A 16739-nucleotide genomic window follows, 5' to 3' on the forward strand; every position below is an offset into this window, starting at 1 on the left:
TTAATCTTGAGGGTGAAGGGTGAGCGCATTAGAAAATGCTTTGATACTCACCTAACTCAACTTGAATAGATTTGATACGGGTGTAATGACCCAGTGTGGTCAAGCCATTTTCACGGCCTACGCCTGATTGCTTATAGCCACCTACTGGCATTTCCGCAGGGGATTCACCCCATGTATTGATCCAGCAAATACCTGCTTCGAGCTGGTGAATAATGCGATGTGCTTTGGTAATGTCTTGAGTCACCACACCTGCTGCCAGACCGAAATCTGTGGCATTGGCACGGCGGATCACTTCTTCCTCAGTTTCATAGCTAAGAATGCTCATGACTGGGCCAAAGATTTCTTCCTGCACAATCGCCATATCATCTTGGCAATCACTGAAAACGGTTGGTAATACATAAGCGCCTTTAGCTAGATCACCTTCAGTGGCGCGGCCACCACCGATCAACACTTTCGCGCCTTGCTGTTTGCCAGACTCGATGAATGACAACACTTTTTCCATATGCGGGAAGCTGGTGAGTGGACCAAAATTGGTTTGCTCCGCCATTGGATCACCAATACGGATACGTTTTACACGTTCCACAACGGCTGCTTCAAAATCAGCAAGCATGGCTTTAGGTACAAATACACGCGTACCGTTGGTACATACCTGACCAGAACTAAAGAAGTTGGCCATCACTGCAATATCAGCAGCACGGTCAAGATTGGCATCATCACAAATAACGAGTGGAGATTTACCACCAAGCTCCATGGTCACTTCTTTCAACGTCGAACCCGCAGCACTTGCCATCACTTTCTTGCCGGTTTCGACACCACCAGTGAACGAGATTTTTTCAATCACTGGGTGTTCAGTCAGCCATTGACCAATATCACGACCAGCGCCTTGTACTACGTTAAATACGCCGTCTGGTAAGCCTGCTTCGGTATAGATTTCAGCAAGTTTGAATGCAGTCAGGGGCGTAGTTTCGCTTGGTTTGAAAATCATGGCATTGCCCGCAGCTAGGGCAGGGGCAGATTTCCACATTGCGATTTGAATTGGATAGTTCCATGCACCGATACCAGCCACTACACCGAGGGGTTCGCGACGGGTATAGAAGAAGCTTGATTCGCGAAGCGGAACTTGTTCACCTTGAATGGCAGTCGCAAGGCCTGCGTAGTATTCAAGTACATCGGCACCCGTTACAATATCGACAGTCGATGTTTCGCTGTAGGCTTTACCTGTATCCAGGGTTTCTAACTGAGCCAGTTCATCATTACGTTCGCGTAAGATATCAACTGCACGACGCAGGATACGAGAACGTTCCATTGCGGTCATGGCAGCCCAGATTTTCTGGCCTTGTTGTGCGCTTTGAACAGCCGCTTCAATGTCTTGTTGTGACGCTTGTTGAAGTGTTGCGATCACTTCACCGTTGGCAGGGTTAATATTGGTAAATGTTTTACCACTGGTCGCTGCGACATAACGTCCGTGGATATACAATTGATGAACTTGTGCATCACTCATTCTGTTTCTCCTGCAAGGGCTTGTTCGCAAATTGCAATTGCGTTTTTACATAATCGTAAGCAATGGAACGTGCCAGCTGGCTGTCAAACTCGTCATGACTGCTTAAACTGCCACGTAACCATAATCCGTCAATCAAAGCCGCCAATCCGCGGGCGGCAATGCTTGCCTGTTGTTTATCATCGACCAACATGAGGAAATAATGTTTCAGGTTGGAATACAGGCGTTGATCATTAATTCGTTGTAAACGTCCAAGTTCGGGAAGGTGCATACTTGCAGACCAAAAGTCTAACCAGACCCGCATGGCTTGTTTGTTGACCTGACTAATATCAAAGTTGGAATCAATAATGGCCTTGATCTGGCTTTCTGGATGTGGATCTGCTTCGGTTTTATATTGGTCAGTTTTCTGACGTAAAACGTTGAGCATCTCCTGCATACAGGTATTGATTAAACCCTGCTTGTCACCAAAATAGTGACTCACAATACCGGTTGATAGTTCGGCCTTTTTTGCAATCTGTGCAATGGTGGTATTGGATAACCCCACTTCAGAAATCACATAAAATGCGGCGTTAATAATTTCTTCACGTCGCACATGTTCCGGTTTTACTCTACGCTTTGTCATGCTTATCCATTTAAAGCCCTGCCAAGGTGCTTTTTATTCAACATTTCTCAATGTAGAGCATCATAACATTTTTTTATCATACTTTTTATTGATTGAACGTTCAATCAATAAAAAGTATAATCTGTAAAAATCAATTAATTTTTGCTTGGCAAGAATAGATGTAAAGTAATAAATCAAGGCTTCTTATGGATAAGAAGGTAAGTACTCAATAGGACTTATCACATTATTTTTTAAGAAAAATACACCAATTGCAAGGAGCAAGAACATGGTGTCAAAAAGTAATGAAGGATCCCCATCCGAACCCATACGTTTAAATTTGTTTGTTTTTTGGAGCTCTGCAATCAGTATCGGCATTTTTGGCCTATTGTTTGTACTGTTTCCAGCTCAAAGCCAGTTCTGGCTGACCTATGTGCAAGGGCAGGCAAACAAATTATTTGGTTGGTATTACATGCTGGTCATTATTCTGTGTTTAGGTTTTGTTGCCTGGCTGGCATTTTCGCGCGTCGGTCAAATTCCCTTAGGGCGAGATGACGATAAACCTGAGTTTGGTTATCTGGCGTGGGTGTCTATGCTCTTTTCGGCAGGAATTGGTATTGCCTTGCTCTATTATGGTGTGGCTGAACCTGTTGATCACTTCTTGCGACCACCCGAAGGTACAGGCGGAACGATTCAGGCTGCACGGGATGCCATGATGTATAGCTTCCTGCATTGGGGGATTCATGGCTGGGTGTTGTATGCCTTATTAGGTGTAACACTGGGTTATTTTGCCTTCCGTTTAGATTTACCGCTGGCACTGCGTTCTGCGCTCTATCCGATTTTTGGTGAGCGTATTTATGGTTTGGTCGGTGATTTTGTCGATGGCTTCGGGATTCTGGCGACTGTTATTTCCCTCGTGACCAATCTGGGTATTGGCGCATTAGTGTTGGTGTCGGGCCTCCATTATTTAGTACCAGATATTCCCAATAATCATACAACGCTGATTGCTGTGGTGTTATTGATGATGTTTGTGGCGACCATTACCACTGTAGTTGGCATTGAAAAAGGTCTGGCGTGGTTGTCGCGTATCAATCTGCGTCTGTTGTATGCCTTATTATTATTTGTGTTCCTGACTGGCCCAACCAATCATTTACTCAATGGTTTGGTGCAGAACACGGGTGATTACCTCGATCATTTTATTAGTAAAAGTTTTGACATGTATCTTTTCAATGCCAAAGCGGGTGAATGGCAGGGTGCATGGACGGTATTTTACTGGGCATGGTGGATTGCATGGGCGCCATTTGTCGGTATGTTTATCGCACGTATTTCTAAAGGCCGTACCATTCGTGAAGTTGTGCTGGGGGTTTGTCTGGTGCCATTGGGCTTTACCTTGGCCTGGATCTCGATTTTTGGAAATACAGCGATTGATCTGATTTTGAATCAAAAGCAGCAAGCACTCGGTGATATGGTGTTGACCGATGCAGCTTTATCTCTATTCAAGCTTCTCGAATATTTACCATTCAACCCCTATATTGCTGGCATTGTTGTTGTGATTTGTTTCGTATTGTTTTTGACCCCTGTGGGTTCTGGTACACTCATGATCGCAAATCTGTCCTCGAAAGGGGGTAGCAATGAAAGTGATTCGCCAATTTGGTTAAGAGTTTTCTGGTCTGTGGTCATTACCATTGTCAGTATTGGCTTGCTTTTGGCAGGGAGTTTTCACTCCATGCAAAGCGCGGTGGTACTTTGTGGTTTGCCATTTTCCGTTATTATTTTGCTGTATATGTTTGGGTTAGCCAAAGCCCTGAAGCAGGATGCTTTACGACCTCAACCACCGCAAGTAATAGCGCCAGTAACCCCACCATCACATTTTGCAACTGAAAAATCAGAAACATTGTAATTTGGGTAATGACTTTTATTTTTCATTTTTTATTCAGAAATGTCTTTTCATTGAAGATGCAGTGGAAAGACGTGGATGAATATTTTCTTTTTGTTCTCTAACTCCCTGAGGATTGTATGGCAACAGATAATCCAAGAGCGGTTGATGATTCTACATTAGCGAATAAAGATCATTTGAATCGTGTGGTCTTTTATGTTTCAGCTCTACTTATTTTAACATTTGCACTTGTTACGATTTTTTTTAACGATTTTGCCAACCACTTGCTGAATGTAGTGCTGGCATGGGTCAGTGATAAATTTAGCTGGTACTATTTGTTAGCAGCGACACTTTATCTGGTCTTTGTGGTCTTTATTGCCTGTTCCCGTTATGGCGATATTAAGCTCGGCCCAAAACATTCGAAGCCTGAGTTCAGTCTACTGAGCTGGTCAGCCATGCTGTTTGCGGCAGGGATCGGGACAGACTTGATGTTCTTCTCGGTTGCAGAGCCGCTCTCCCACTATATGAATCCTCCTGTTGGCGAAGGTCAGACCTTTGAGGCGGCTCGTCAGGGGATGGTGTGGACACTGTTCCACTATGGTTTAACTGGTTGGGGCATGTATGCACTGGTCGGGATGGCGTTAGGTTACTTTAGTTACCGCTATAATCTGCCACTGACCATCCGTTCAGCGTTATATCCGATTTTTGGTAATAAAATTGATGGCCCGATTGGCCATACCGTCGATACTGCCGCCGTCATTGGTACCATTTTTGGTATCGCGACCACCTGTGGTATCGCGGTGGTACAGATCAATTATGGTCTGCATGTACTGTTTGGCTTACCAGAGAACCTGTGGATTCAGATTGCCCTGATTGGGCTTGCGGTAATTGTCACCATTATTTCAGTGACAGCAGGGGTCAATAAAGGCATTAAGATTTTATCTGAAATCAATATTTATGCTGCAATTGGCTTGATGTTGTTTGTATTGTTCCTCGGTAATACCGAATTCCTGCTTAATGCACTGGTACAAAACTTTGGCGATTATATTAGTCGTTTCCCGAGTCTGGCACTGGAAAGCTTTGCCTTTGACCGTCCAAAAGACTGGATGAATAGCTGGACCTTGTTCTTTTGGGCATGGTGGGTGGCTTGGTCTCCATTTGTTGGTCTGTTCCTAGCGCGTATTTCCCGTGGTCGTACCATCCGTGAATTTGTCTGCGGTACCTTGATCATTCCATTATTGTTCACCATTACTTGGTTATCTATTTTTGGTAATAGTGCCTTACATAGCGTGATTTTTGATGGAAATACGGCACTGGCACAAACGGTATTGACCGATCCAGCGCATGGTTTCTATGACTTGCTGGCTCAATATCCGGGCTTTGCCTTTATTGCGGGTATTGCCACCATTACGGGTTTACTGTTCTATGTGACTTCAGCGGATTCTGGCGCTTTGGTACTGGGTAACTTCACTACCAAATTTTCCAATGTCGATAATGATGCACCGCGTTGGTTGCGTATCTTCTGGGCCACTGCAATTGGCTTATTGACGGTTGCCATGCTGATGGCAAACGGAATTACCGCCTTGCAAAGTGCCACGGTCATTATGGGATTGCCGTTTAGTTTTGTCATGTTGCTGGTGATGGCAGGTCTGTATAAATCCTTGCGTTTAGAAGATTATCGTAAAGCCAGTCGCAGTCTGAATGCGGCACCTGTGGTGGGTAACGTTGATATTCTAAACTGGAAACAGCGTTTGTCTCGCGTTATGCATCATCCTGGCAGTAGCGAAACCCAACGTATGCTCGACAGCGTGTGTAAACCTGCCGTTCAGACTGTTGCAGATGAGCTGGTCAAGCGTGGCATGAGTGTCGAAGTTACGCAAGGTGAAGTGGAAGAGAGTGATACGCTGTATCATCTTGATCTCACCATTTACATCGAAGAAGAGCATAACTTCGTTTACCAGATCTGGCCTGTGCGTTATATCGCGCCGACCTTTAGTGAGCGTGGCAAACGTGGTAAGCAACATTACTATCGTTTAGAAACGTTCCTGTATGAAGGTTCGCAGGATAATGACTTGGTGGGATACACCAAAGAACAGGTGATTAATGACATTCTCGATAAGTATGAACGTCACATGACTTTCTTGCATATCAACCGCATTAGTCCCGGAAACCGTCCTTTGTATCCCGACTCGCAAGATTAATATTCGCAATAAAAAAACCTCACGTCATGTGAGGTTTTTTTATTGGATGGCTTTTATAAAGCGCCGTGTTGTTGCCAAGTTTCACCTGTTTCATAAGGCGCATATTTTTGTTTTAGTTCATGTAGGGACTGGCTTTGATAGAGCGCAAAAATAATCATGATCAGGAATAAACCCACCAGTTTAATCAGACGTTTATTCTTATATTCATCGGAATATAAATGGAAAATACAATAGAAGGCGACAATCAGATAAGTGCAAAACAGTGAGTTAAGCACCAGATAAATCAATAAGGCTGCCGTCACAACGGTGGCAATTCGGTTTTTTAAGATGGTTGGACGAAGGCTGAGTACATTTAAGATCAGTAAGCCAAAAGAGGTCCAGAAAAGATAAGCGCTGCCGCCAATAATCACGATATAGATGGATTGCAGGCACAAAAGTACCAGCCATACAAAAATGGAAACGATAATGAACCTAGATGCACCAGAGGATGCGGGCAAAGTGTGTTTCATATGACTTACATTGATTTTTCTAAACAGCGATATAAAAGAATTTAAAAACGAAATTTAAATAACGCTTTGCTTCTGACACTGGTTAAAGCCACGCAGAGCAAAGAAAGCGTGCCGCCGATCAACATTGCTGGAACCACACTGAAAAAGCGTGTCATCACACTGGACTGCAATGCGCCTAGCTCATTACTAGACGTGACAAAGATGCCATTAATGGCAGCAATACGTCCAAGCATGTCCTTGGGGGGAATAAGTTGCAGTATGGTTTGACGAATGACAATGTTGATACTGTCACAAGCTCCCATAATAATGAGAACTGCGACAGAAAAATAGAGGTGTCTGGTAACAGCAAATAACAATGTGCAACAACCAAATCCTGCAACGGCCATTAGCATGATCTGCCAAGGTCTATGTTTGGGTGGATAACGAACTAGAATCATCATCATAATCAGGCCGCCAAACGCAGGCGCAGCACGCAATAGCCCGAAACCGTCAGCGCCGATATGCAACACATCCTGCGCAAAAATCGGTAGCAGGGCAATGATGCCACCAAAAAATACCGAGCCAAGATCGAGAAACATGGCCCAGAAAATAATTTTAGTTTTAAAAATAAATTGCAGTGCCTGTTGCAGGCTTTTAGCAATCGATTCGGTTTGAAGCTGTGGAAATTGTCTTTTTTGTAAGCGCCAGAGTGCCACGCTACCTGTCATAAATAATCCGACAATAACAGCAAAGGTAATATCTAGATCAAGATGCGCCAGCAAAAAACCACCGATCACGGGAGCAAGGATACCGCAGGCTTGCCAGCACATGCTGGTCCATGTTGCGGCATTGGTATAAAGATGTTCGGGCACGACAAAAGGTCGTAATGAGTTAAAGCACGGACTATAAATGCCGCGAATGCAGCCAAATAGAAATAAAAGACTAAAGGTCGAAATCAGTAAGACGGTGGTTGTGATTTTGTCCGACTGAAACAGATCGAAACAGAGCCATAAAGCGATGGAAAGGGGAATGGCAATACTAAAGCTGATCTGCAAAATACGCTGGCGATTAAAACGGTCAGCAATATAACCGCCCCATAAAGAGAGCGCCAAAAAGGGTAAGAAATCCATGATCCCAACTAGACCGAGGATGAGTGGATTCTTGGTAATTTGATAAAGATGAAAGGCAATCAGCACTTCCTGAATCAAAACCGCAAAGGTTAAGCAGCATTGATTGATGGTCAATAACTTGAAATCACGACAGGTAAATGCGGCAAAAGCTGAGGGGCTTACATCGGAAGGCATAGATTTAAAAAGGCACAGAAAAAATAAAACAAAAAAGGGAAGAGCCGAAACTCCTCCCTTTTGAACTCATTCCTAAGCAGAATTACTGAGCAACAGCTTCAGCTTTTTCGACTTTTTTCGCAGGAACCAAGTTTGCAGGTGTCGTATAGTTCAAGCCAAGTGTTGAGCTTGAATAATGACGGATTTGATCAAGCAATGCTGGATCATTGGCAAGGTCTTGACCATAAGAACGGACAATCTCGTGCAATTTATCATTCCACACACCTTTGGTTTGCTCTGGGAATGCTTTTTCAAGCAAGTTAAGCATGATGTAAGGTGAAGTAGATGCACCCGGAGAAGCACCCAACAACGCCGTTACAGACTTGTCTTTAGATGCAAAGATTTCTGTACCGAATTGCAATTTAGCTGGTTTGCCCGGTTCTTTCTTGATGATCTGAACACGTTGACCACCTTGTTGTAGATGCCAGTCTTTTGGATCTGCTTCAGGATAGTATTTTTTCAACTCGTTGAAACGGTCAGCATCCGACATCAATACCTGACTTACGAGATACTGTACAAGGTCAGCATTTTGTAGACCAATTGCAGCCATAGGCAACACGTTGTTCTTGTTGGTCGATGCAAGCAAATCAAGTTGTGAACCATTTTTCAGGAACTTGTTTGAATAGGTTGCGAATGGGCCAAACAATACATATTTTTTACCGTCGATATAACGGGTATCAATATGTGGAACAGACATTGGAGGCGCACCAAGATCAGCACGGCCATACACTTTAGCTGTGTGTTTTGCAGTTACCGCTGGATTGTCGGTTACAAGGAACTCACCACCTACAGGGAAGCCTGCATATTGTTGAGCTTCTGGAAGACCAGTCATTTGCAATAATTTGATTGCAGCACCGCCCGCACCAATAAACACAAAACGCGTTTTTACATGATCAACTTTGCCAGATTTCACATCTTTGAAAGCGACAGACCAAGTATTGTCGTCATTTTTGCTAATGCCAGTGACTTCTGTTGAAGTGCTTAGCTTGAAGTTTGGACTCTTTTCGAGGTTGCCAATCAACTGTTTGGTGATTGCACCGTAGTTCACGTCAGAACCTACGTCCATACGCGTTGCAGCAACTTTTTGTTGAGGATCACGACCGTCCATCACCAATGGAGCCCATTGTTGAATTTCAGCTTTGTCTTCACTCAATTTCATGCCAGCGAATAATGGATGTTGAACCATGGCAGCATAACGCTTTTCCATAAAGTTCACATTGTCGCCCCAGACAAACGCAATATGCGGTACTGGGTTGATGAATGTATTTGGAGTTTCAAGCACACCTTGTTTGACTTGGTAAGCCCAGAACTGTTTTGCAATTTCGAACTGGCTTGCCACGTTAATGGCTTTAGAAATGTCCATTTTACCGTCTTTTTCTTCGGTATAGTTCATTTCCATAAAGCCAGAGTGACCTGTACCCGCATTGTTAAAACCGTTTGAACTTTCTTGTGCAACAGCATCAAGACGTTCATACATGCGGATGTTCCAGTCTGGTTGTAATTCGTTGAGGTAAGTACCTAAAGTGGCACTCATGATCCCGCCGCCGATGAGTACAACATCGACAGTCGGCTCGTCATTTGCAGTTTTAATTGCCTTAGACGCAACTGGTCTAAAAAGAAAGGCAATTGCAATAATAATTAGTACTACGAGCAGTACTAATAAATATTTCCAAAATTTTTTCATTCAATTTACCTTAAAATTAAATGACGCTCTATATGACAAACGATATAGAGAGAAAGAATTTAAATGATGATACAGACGCAATAAAGGCACATCAGTCAAGGGATGGCCTTGAAACAGACGTTGGAGGAGTTAGTTCATGAATTTTACTTTAAATTAGACAGTGTTTTGGTTAACGAATGTTTCAAAGTGTACTAATCAAGTCGCTTTTAATTATTTTATGTATTTGTATTGTGTGAAGTGGTGGAAAATCTCCCGTTTATGGTTTAGAGAAGTGTGTCACATTTTAACCAAATATAACGTTAATAAATTGGTTCTGGTGAAAAAAGCGGATTGGCACTGCCTTTTGTTCAGGGCTGGTTTATGCTTTTGAAAATTAGAAGAGCAAATGGAAGTTATAAAGTGAAATTAAGACAGCTCTGCCAGCAAGATCAGCAAAACTGGATGTCATTATGGCAAGGATACCAAGCTTTTTATCAGGTTGAGATCGATCCTCAAATTACAGAAAAAACATTTTCTCGTTTACTTGATCCTGATGAAGCGATGTACTGTCTGGTTATTGAAGAACAAGAGAAGCTGATTGGTTTTGTGCATTTTATTTTTCATCGGAGTACATGGACGATAGGCGAATATTGCTATTTACAGGATTTATTTGTTGCACCGAATGCGCGGGTAAAAGGTTTGGGGCGCAAATTGATTGAAGCCGTTTATGAAAAAGCGGCTGAAAGACAATGTTCGCGTGTCTACTGGTTAACGCATGAAAGTAATGAGCAGGCCAGAAGGCTTTATGACAACATTGCTATAAATGCTGGTTTTATCCAATATCGAAAAAATCTGGAATAGTTTTTGAGAACTTCAATCTATCAAAGCATTTACATGCCTGCCTTTATCACTAGTTATTAGCGATGAAGGCAGGGCTGTTAAAATAATTAATAAAGGAATACTAGATATAAATTTAAATATTTTATGCTATATATTAATCAATTTGAAGCATTGAGTAATTCATATAGTCCTATCTCAGAAGAATTATTTAGTATAACTCTCTTATCATGTGTTTCATATATTAACTCTAGCTGTCCTTTTTCTTCATCAATAATTCTAGAACCGTCTAATACAGTTAAAACACCAAATAAAACTTCATGTGCAGTTAATTCAATTATACTATTAATTTTAGTAATATCATCTTCCTCTAAAGAATTATACCATTCAGACAGTAATTTTATCTGGGGTAAAATACGTCTACCAAGTGGTTCCTTTAACTGACTAATAACATCGCTTACTGCTGCATCTCTAACATGCAGCTTAAGTCCGTCAACAAATTCTTCATTGTTCATACTTATTTACTAACTTCAGTAAATGCTGTTAGATACATTTTCTTATTCATTTCAATTAACTTAATTAAAGAGCGATTTGGGGTACTTGTATAATTACGCATATCCATAATATCTTTTACAAGTAAGCTTCTTGGAGAGCCTGTGTATCCCATTTAAACTTACTTACAGCGGTAACTGCCCATTTTCACCATAATGGATGGCCCTGTAATCGCCCTTACAGCAGCTCCATTTTCCTACAAGTTAAAAAAGAGGAGATTTGATCTCCTCTTTTTTAACTGGATAAGTTTTAAGAATTGATAAAGCTGCTATGAATAAATCTTTTAATCATTCCAGTAAGTATCAAATGTTTCTTTAATAGCAGATTCATCCTGCAGATATTCATCAGGTGATATTTTTAAACCAACACCACTTAAATATATTACTGCATCCCATAGAAGGTCCTCTTTAGTAATAGGGTCAAAAAATAATTCGTTGCTATCTAATGCATTCATCCTAACCCTTGCCCATTCTTCAGCATCATCTCGACTAATTTTATGATTTAATAAATCATTAAATACTTGCTGTATATCTAATAAAGATATTTTCATCTTACCATTTCCCAGTATATTTCCCATTACGATCAAACAAATAATGTGTTTTAGTCCCATTATTAAACTCTGGACGTACTTGTCTAATATTACCAGAACTATCAAGTGTTTCATGCCATGTCCGCTTCTGCCCAGTAATAGGATTCCACTCCCTTACGGTACGCCAACCAGTCATTTCTCCTGCTTTTCGAGGAGATATACTTTCACCATAATATCTGATTTTCCCATTTTCTAACTGCTTAACTCCTCCTTGTCCATACTTTTCAGTTTGACGTAAATGGTCTTTCAAATTTGCAGCCATCTTACTGCTAAAAGAAGAAAGTTCAGTGGTTTGGCTAGCAACTATACCTACTCCTTTTTTAGTAATATTAGATGGGCCTGTAAATGCCATCGCAGCAGCGCCACCAATATAGGCTCCTGCTGAGTTTCCATCAAAACCAGTACCACCATAATACCAATTATTAAAATTAGTCCATAATCCAAAAGTTAAACCATCGTTAATAGCATAGCTAGTGTTGTATGCAAAATTGTAAAGAGAATTGGAGAATTCTAATCCATTTGGGTCGACATTCATCACTGGATTTGATCCAGCATAGATATAAGGATTACTCCCACCTTCTAATCCAATTGGGTCTGGCTGCATATACCGTCCCAATTCAGGGTTGTAGTAACGGTTATGGTTATAAAACAAACCACTATGAATATCATAGTATTGGCCTGGGAAACGCAGGTTAAATTTCACCAACTCAATATTTGGAGGAGCAACACCAAATGCTGTACTATCCCATGCCCACACTACAGAATCATTACTTGGATCAATTAAACGACGTGGTGTATTTTGCGCATCATTAACAATATAGTAGAGCTTCGCTGATGCACCAGAACCCATGATCACAGCTATCGGTTTATCATCTAACCAAATATACTCAACTAGAGCTGTGCCATTGCTATCATATTCCCCAATCAGATGGCTTTCTTCATCATAAACAAATTGTCTTACTGTACTAACTAGCCACGGTCCTCCATTACTTCCTGTATTATCTCCTAATAAGGTACGCTCATTTTTGTGGTTATAACGCATATCCCACTCTTTGCCATTGTTACCTCTTTCCCAAGCCAAGCGACCAGCTCCATCATAACTTTGAGCCGTGCTATATCTACCAATCAATTCACCCGTATTACCTATTGGATTATAGTAACTCAGTGGTTCATTCACACCATTCTTAATTAATGAGTTTAAACGATTGCCGTTATAACCATAATCTACTGTAGATGCTGCTTGCTGATGTGTACCTATTGCTCTTAGAGTTTTACGATTGCCATTATTGTCATAGCTATACGTTATATTATAAATTTGTGAGCCATTTGCAGAACGCGTTTCACTATTTAGATAACCTGCCGGATGATAATCAAAGTCATCAACTTTACTAAAATCAATTGTTTTCTTACGAATCCGCCCATCTCGATCATAACCATAGAGTAAATCAAAATTACTATTATTATTACGATCACGATTGACTACAAATATAACCAAATCATTTAACGCGGGATCATTTGCCCAATAGTAACGACCTCCATTCCCCCAACTCCAACCAATCATTTCTCCTGCTGGATTAAAGTTAATGTTATTAATGAGTGTTGTATTAGCTACATCCACACTTATTAAATGTCCAGTATTCCCTATGTCATACTTATAATTAATTTTCCGTCCTGAAGGTAGGGTGATGCTATTTCGTTTTCCTCCAATACTATAACCATAGCTAATTGTCAGAGGTTTTAAGACTGGTGCTCCCCATTTGTTTAATTGGGTCTTACTAATAGGGCGATCATATAGATCGTAACTATAGCTAGTATTAACTCCCATATCTGCACTAGTGGTTACCTTATCTAATCGACCAAAACGACTTTGATCATAACTATAAATATAATCAAACATGGCATTAAAAGGTGCAGGACCAGCAGAGGGTGAGCAAATCTTATGTCCAACTCGTTCCAATGCATCAATTTCTGCATCTGGCATATCACAACGTCGAGCTTCATCATCTCCTCGAGTAATGCGGTTGATCAGATCAGCTTCATTAAGATAATAACCCGTAAAACCAAAATCTTTATTCCTTTCATTGATTAAAGCATTACCGTTTCTATAGTTTAGTGGAAAGGAGCCACTACCAACTGCATCGGTTGCACTAATCACATTATCTAGCGCATCATAATTCGTACGGTTGTAATTTCCTGCTTTATCTATATGGGCAGTATTTCGGTTGAGAGCATCATATTCCCATCGTTCAATCAAGCCTTCAGATGTTTGGTTTTGGAGTAGATTGCCATTTAAATCATAGAATTTGTTTATCCAAAACCAATCACCATTCACTCCTGATTGAGTCCGAGCGATTCGTCCATTGCTATCTAGGTTTTGATAACTTGCTTTAACAAGTTTACTTTTACTGCTATCCCATAGTTCTTCCGCCTGAATAATACCATTACCAAAATACTTTATTGTACGTATACCACCATCTGGATATTTTGTTTGTATTACATGACCGAGTACATCATAATCATATATTGTAAGTTCTCCATCTGGACTTGTTTCATTAATTAAACGTTTCAGTTCATCATATTTGTATAACCATGTTTGTCCTGTAATATTACCCGTAGTACTTCCACTGCCATAAATTTTTTGTTGAACTGTTCCATCTAGATTATAAAAAAATTGATCGACTAATCCATTTGGATAAGTGATACGTTCTGGCTGGCCAAAAGAGTTATAGTTTAAGTAGCTTGTTTTTCTTTCAACTCCTTTAACCACTTGTGACTCAGATTCCTTATTACCATAGTTATCATAGGTATAAGTAATCTGATCTATGGTTCCGTTACGAGGGCCATTAATGCTTTTTACCAAACCATTTGGATAGTAGGTATATTGCGTTGTTTTATTCACACTTACTGCTTGTGTTGAGCTTAGAACAGATTCTGTAATTTGCCCTAGAGCATTTATGGTATTTGTTTGTGTGATATCTCCTTTTTTAATGGTGCTTGGAATATCAAAATCAGTAGTATATGTTGCAATTGTTGTCCGTGCACTATTTGAGCCTACAGCCTCAGCATAGTTGGTTACTCTATTTTTATTGTCATAATAGAATTCAGTTCGATTATTGTGTTTATCAATAACGCGGGCTAGCTGACGTATGTCTTTCCTAAATAATAAGTTCTTAATCGATTTATCATTATAAGTCAAACAACTTGGACTAGTCGATGTGGCAATATAAGCAATTGCTGGCCCATCATTATTTGTACCATTTTCAACTTCAAATGTTTCCGCAGCTAATGGGTTATTAGGTGATGAGGGGGGAGAAAGGGTTAAAGTTGCTCTTTGGTAGTAAGGTTGTCCATTTAAAAACTGAGCGTAATCTTCTGTAAATTTCAAGACTCCATAGTCTTTTGATCTATCAGTATAGCTTGCTATGGAGTTCTCTGTTGCCTCCCAAGTTCTTAATAATGTTCCTTGTCTTGAGTATTGCGAAAGAATTGGAATTGTTACACCAGGATCTTTCCTCTCTTTATCAACATATAAACCTTTGTGAACATAGTTTTTATTATAGTTATAAACTTCTGCTCCATTTTTAGTAGAAACTGCTTGGGTTAAAATAATGCCATCTTGATTTATTCCTTGCATTTGGTATTGAAAGGATTCGTAGTTATAATTGACAGTTTGCTGGTTTAATGGATTCGAGTTTGTAGTGACACTAGAAATTTGTCCTCTTAACTTTTGTCCTAGAACTGAGGTATCTGATCCATCAAGATTGATGTAATTAATCTTGAGTTTATTGCCTAGGTTATCTGAGATATCGGAAATTATACGAATAATTTCCTTGCCTTTAACATAAGAAGTATAAGTTAGGTCTATAATTTTGTTGCCAGGATATTTAATTTTTGTAATATAAAAATTTTCGGTTAGATTTCTAGAACCAGATAAGGCTTTAAATGTATATTCAATACCTTTTCTTTTAATTGTAATATTTGTGCCATCATCATCACTAACACTAAACTCGACATCTGGGCTTGGATTGGTGTCATTGACATTACTGATTACCTTATGTGTCCCATTAGGCTGTTTTCGAAGGGTAATTGGATAGTTTTCTCCGGGTAAACTCAAAATATATAGACGATAGATATTATATTGAGCATTACCGAATGTTGTTAACTTATAATCATAATTGTGGCTCCAACCTATTCCTAATAAAGCTCTATTTTCTAGATAAGATGCTGCAAATGCCGAATCTAGGGATTTACCATCACCTATTCTAAATTCTGGCCTGTAGCCTAACTGTAAAGAAGTATTGTACGATCTAGAAAAGGGAAGTACACCTTGAATATCAGTACTGTTTAACTCTATTTGTCTAGAAGTTGCATTAATCCCAATTAAACATGAGTTTATAGGTTTGTTTGCGACGCTTAAAGTCGATTGTTCATAAGTTTCACCAGAATTTGTTATTAAAGCATGTGCTGATACAACGCAACATGAAAATATCAAAGTCACTAATATTTTATTAAGTTTCATAGTTTCCTACTAAAATAGTTGAAAATGGTGTTGTTGCATATATGTATCTTGAAAAGCTTATTCAATTATATAATTTCTATATCAATAAGCCTATGCTTGAAGAATAATGTACAACTAATTTATTTTCTTATAATGGAGTTCTTATTAATCGTTGTCTCTTGATTGAAATTCTATTTCGAGGATCTTCACGCATAGTCACGGGGTGGTGGAGTTTCTAAATTTTATGTTGTTGCTTTAACTAGTAATAAAGATATAAGGATGCCCTAATTGCCAAAAAGAATTAACAAAGTTCAGAATTATTTTCAAATCTTTTATGAGGCAACAGATTGTAATTTAATAAATTTAAGTTTATGCGACATGAGGAAGCTAACAAAGCATAATTAAATTTATTTACGTCATAAAAAAACCGCCAATTTATGGCGGTTTTTTATCCATGACAACTTATGTGTCGCTCAATGACATGTTATGCGTCGCAAATGACAACTTATGTGTCGCGTGACGCATAACGTTGAACGACACATCAGTTGTCATTTTGCAATATGTAAAATTAATAACTTACAACTCACAACGACATT

10 protein-coding genes and 1 pseudogene are annotated in these 16739 nt (G+C 40.0%); 3 read left to right on the forward strand and 8 right to left on the reverse strand.

Annotated features, from left to right (window positions below; genetic code table 11):
• Window positions 1–28: 28 nt before the first annotated feature.
• Window positions 29–1501: a betaine-aldehyde dehydrogenase gene (gene betB / locus PJ15_RS11245; protein ID WP_047430828.1), complete on the reverse strand. Its 1473-nt coding sequence runs from the start codon at window positions 1499–1501 to the stop codon at window positions 29–31.
• Window positions 1494–2120 (reverse strand): transcriptional regulator BetI, encoded by a 627-nt coding sequence (gene betI / locus PJ15_RS11250; protein ID WP_005228886.1) that lies wholly within the window; start codon window positions 2118–2120, stop codon window positions 1494–1496. Before betI ends, betB begins: the two co-directional genes overlap by 8 nt.
• Window positions 2121–2385: 265 nt before the next feature.
• Here betI and PJ15_RS11255 point away from each other — a divergent pair, with 265 nt between their 5' ends.
• Together PJ15_RS11255 and PJ15_RS11260 are read left to right on the forward strand one after the other, a co-directional pair.
• Window positions 2386–3996, forward strand: coding sequence for a BCCT family transporter (locus PJ15_RS11255; RefSeq protein ID WP_047430832.1), 1611 nt, complete (start codon window positions 2386–2388; stop codon window positions 3994–3996).
• A gap of 116 nt (window positions 3997–4112) precedes the next feature.
• The gene (locus PJ15_RS11260) at window positions 4113–6173 is read left to right on the forward strand and encodes a choline transporter (RefSeq protein WP_047430836.1); all 2061 of its coding nucleotides are present in this window, start codon (window positions 4113–4115) and stop codon (window positions 6171–6173) included.
• A 53-nt stretch (window positions 6174–6226) separates the two neighbouring features.
• Here PJ15_RS11260 and PJ15_RS11265 read toward each other — a convergent pair whose 3' ends face one another.
• From PJ15_RS11265 to mqo, 3 genes and pseudogenes are all read right to left on the reverse strand, one after another.
• Window positions 6227–6682, reverse strand: a complete 456-nt coding sequence (locus PJ15_RS11265; RefSeq protein ID WP_047430837.1) for a hypothetical protein — start codon at window positions 6680–6682, stop codon at window positions 6227–6229.
• A 41-nt stretch (window positions 6683–6723) separates the two neighbouring features.
• Window positions 6724–7998 (reverse strand): annotated as a pseudogene (locus PJ15_RS11270) (MFS transporter); the annotation flags it as partial.
• A 49-nt stretch (window positions 7999–8047) separates the two neighbouring features.
• Entirely contained in the window at window positions 8048–9688 is a 1641-nt protein-coding gene (gene mqo, locus PJ15_RS11275; RefSeq protein WP_047430843.1) for a malate dehydrogenase (quinone), read from the reverse strand.
• A gap of 399 nt (window positions 9689–10087) precedes the next feature.
• Here mqo and PJ15_RS11280 point away from each other — a divergent pair, with 399 nt between their 5' ends.
• Entirely contained in the window at window positions 10088–10528 is a 441-nt protein-coding gene (locus PJ15_RS11280; protein ID WP_047430845.1) for a GNAT family N-acetyltransferase, read from the forward strand.
• Window positions 10529–10665: 137 nt separating this feature from the next.
• On the opposite strand, the gene PJ15_RS11285 is transcribed toward PJ15_RS11280, so the two are convergent.
• From PJ15_RS11285 to PJ15_RS18730, 3 genes are all read right to left on the reverse strand, one after another.
• Window positions 10666–11019 (reverse strand): hypothetical protein, encoded by a 354-nt coding sequence (locus PJ15_RS11285; RefSeq protein WP_047430848.1) that lies wholly within the window; start codon window positions 11017–11019, stop codon window positions 10666–10668.
• A 320-nt stretch (window positions 11020–11339) separates the two neighbouring features.
• A complete protein-coding gene (locus tag PJ15_RS11290; protein WP_047431148.1) occupies window positions 11340–11606 on the reverse strand; it encodes a hypothetical protein in 267 nt (88 codons plus the stop codon).
• 1 nt (window position 11607) lies between these two features.
• On the reverse strand, window positions 11608–16164 hold the full coding sequence (locus tag PJ15_RS18730; RefSeq protein WP_052138593.1) for an RHS repeat-associated core domain-containing protein: 4557 nt from the start codon (window positions 16162–16164) through the stop codon (window positions 11608–11610).
• Window positions 16165–16739 lie beyond the last annotated feature (575 nt).

Source organism: Acinetobacter sp. neg1 (assembly GCF_000788125.1).
In the GTDB taxonomy this organism is placed as follows: Bacteria; Pseudomonadota; Gammaproteobacteria; order Pseudomonadales; family Moraxellaceae; genus Acinetobacter; species Acinetobacter vivianii.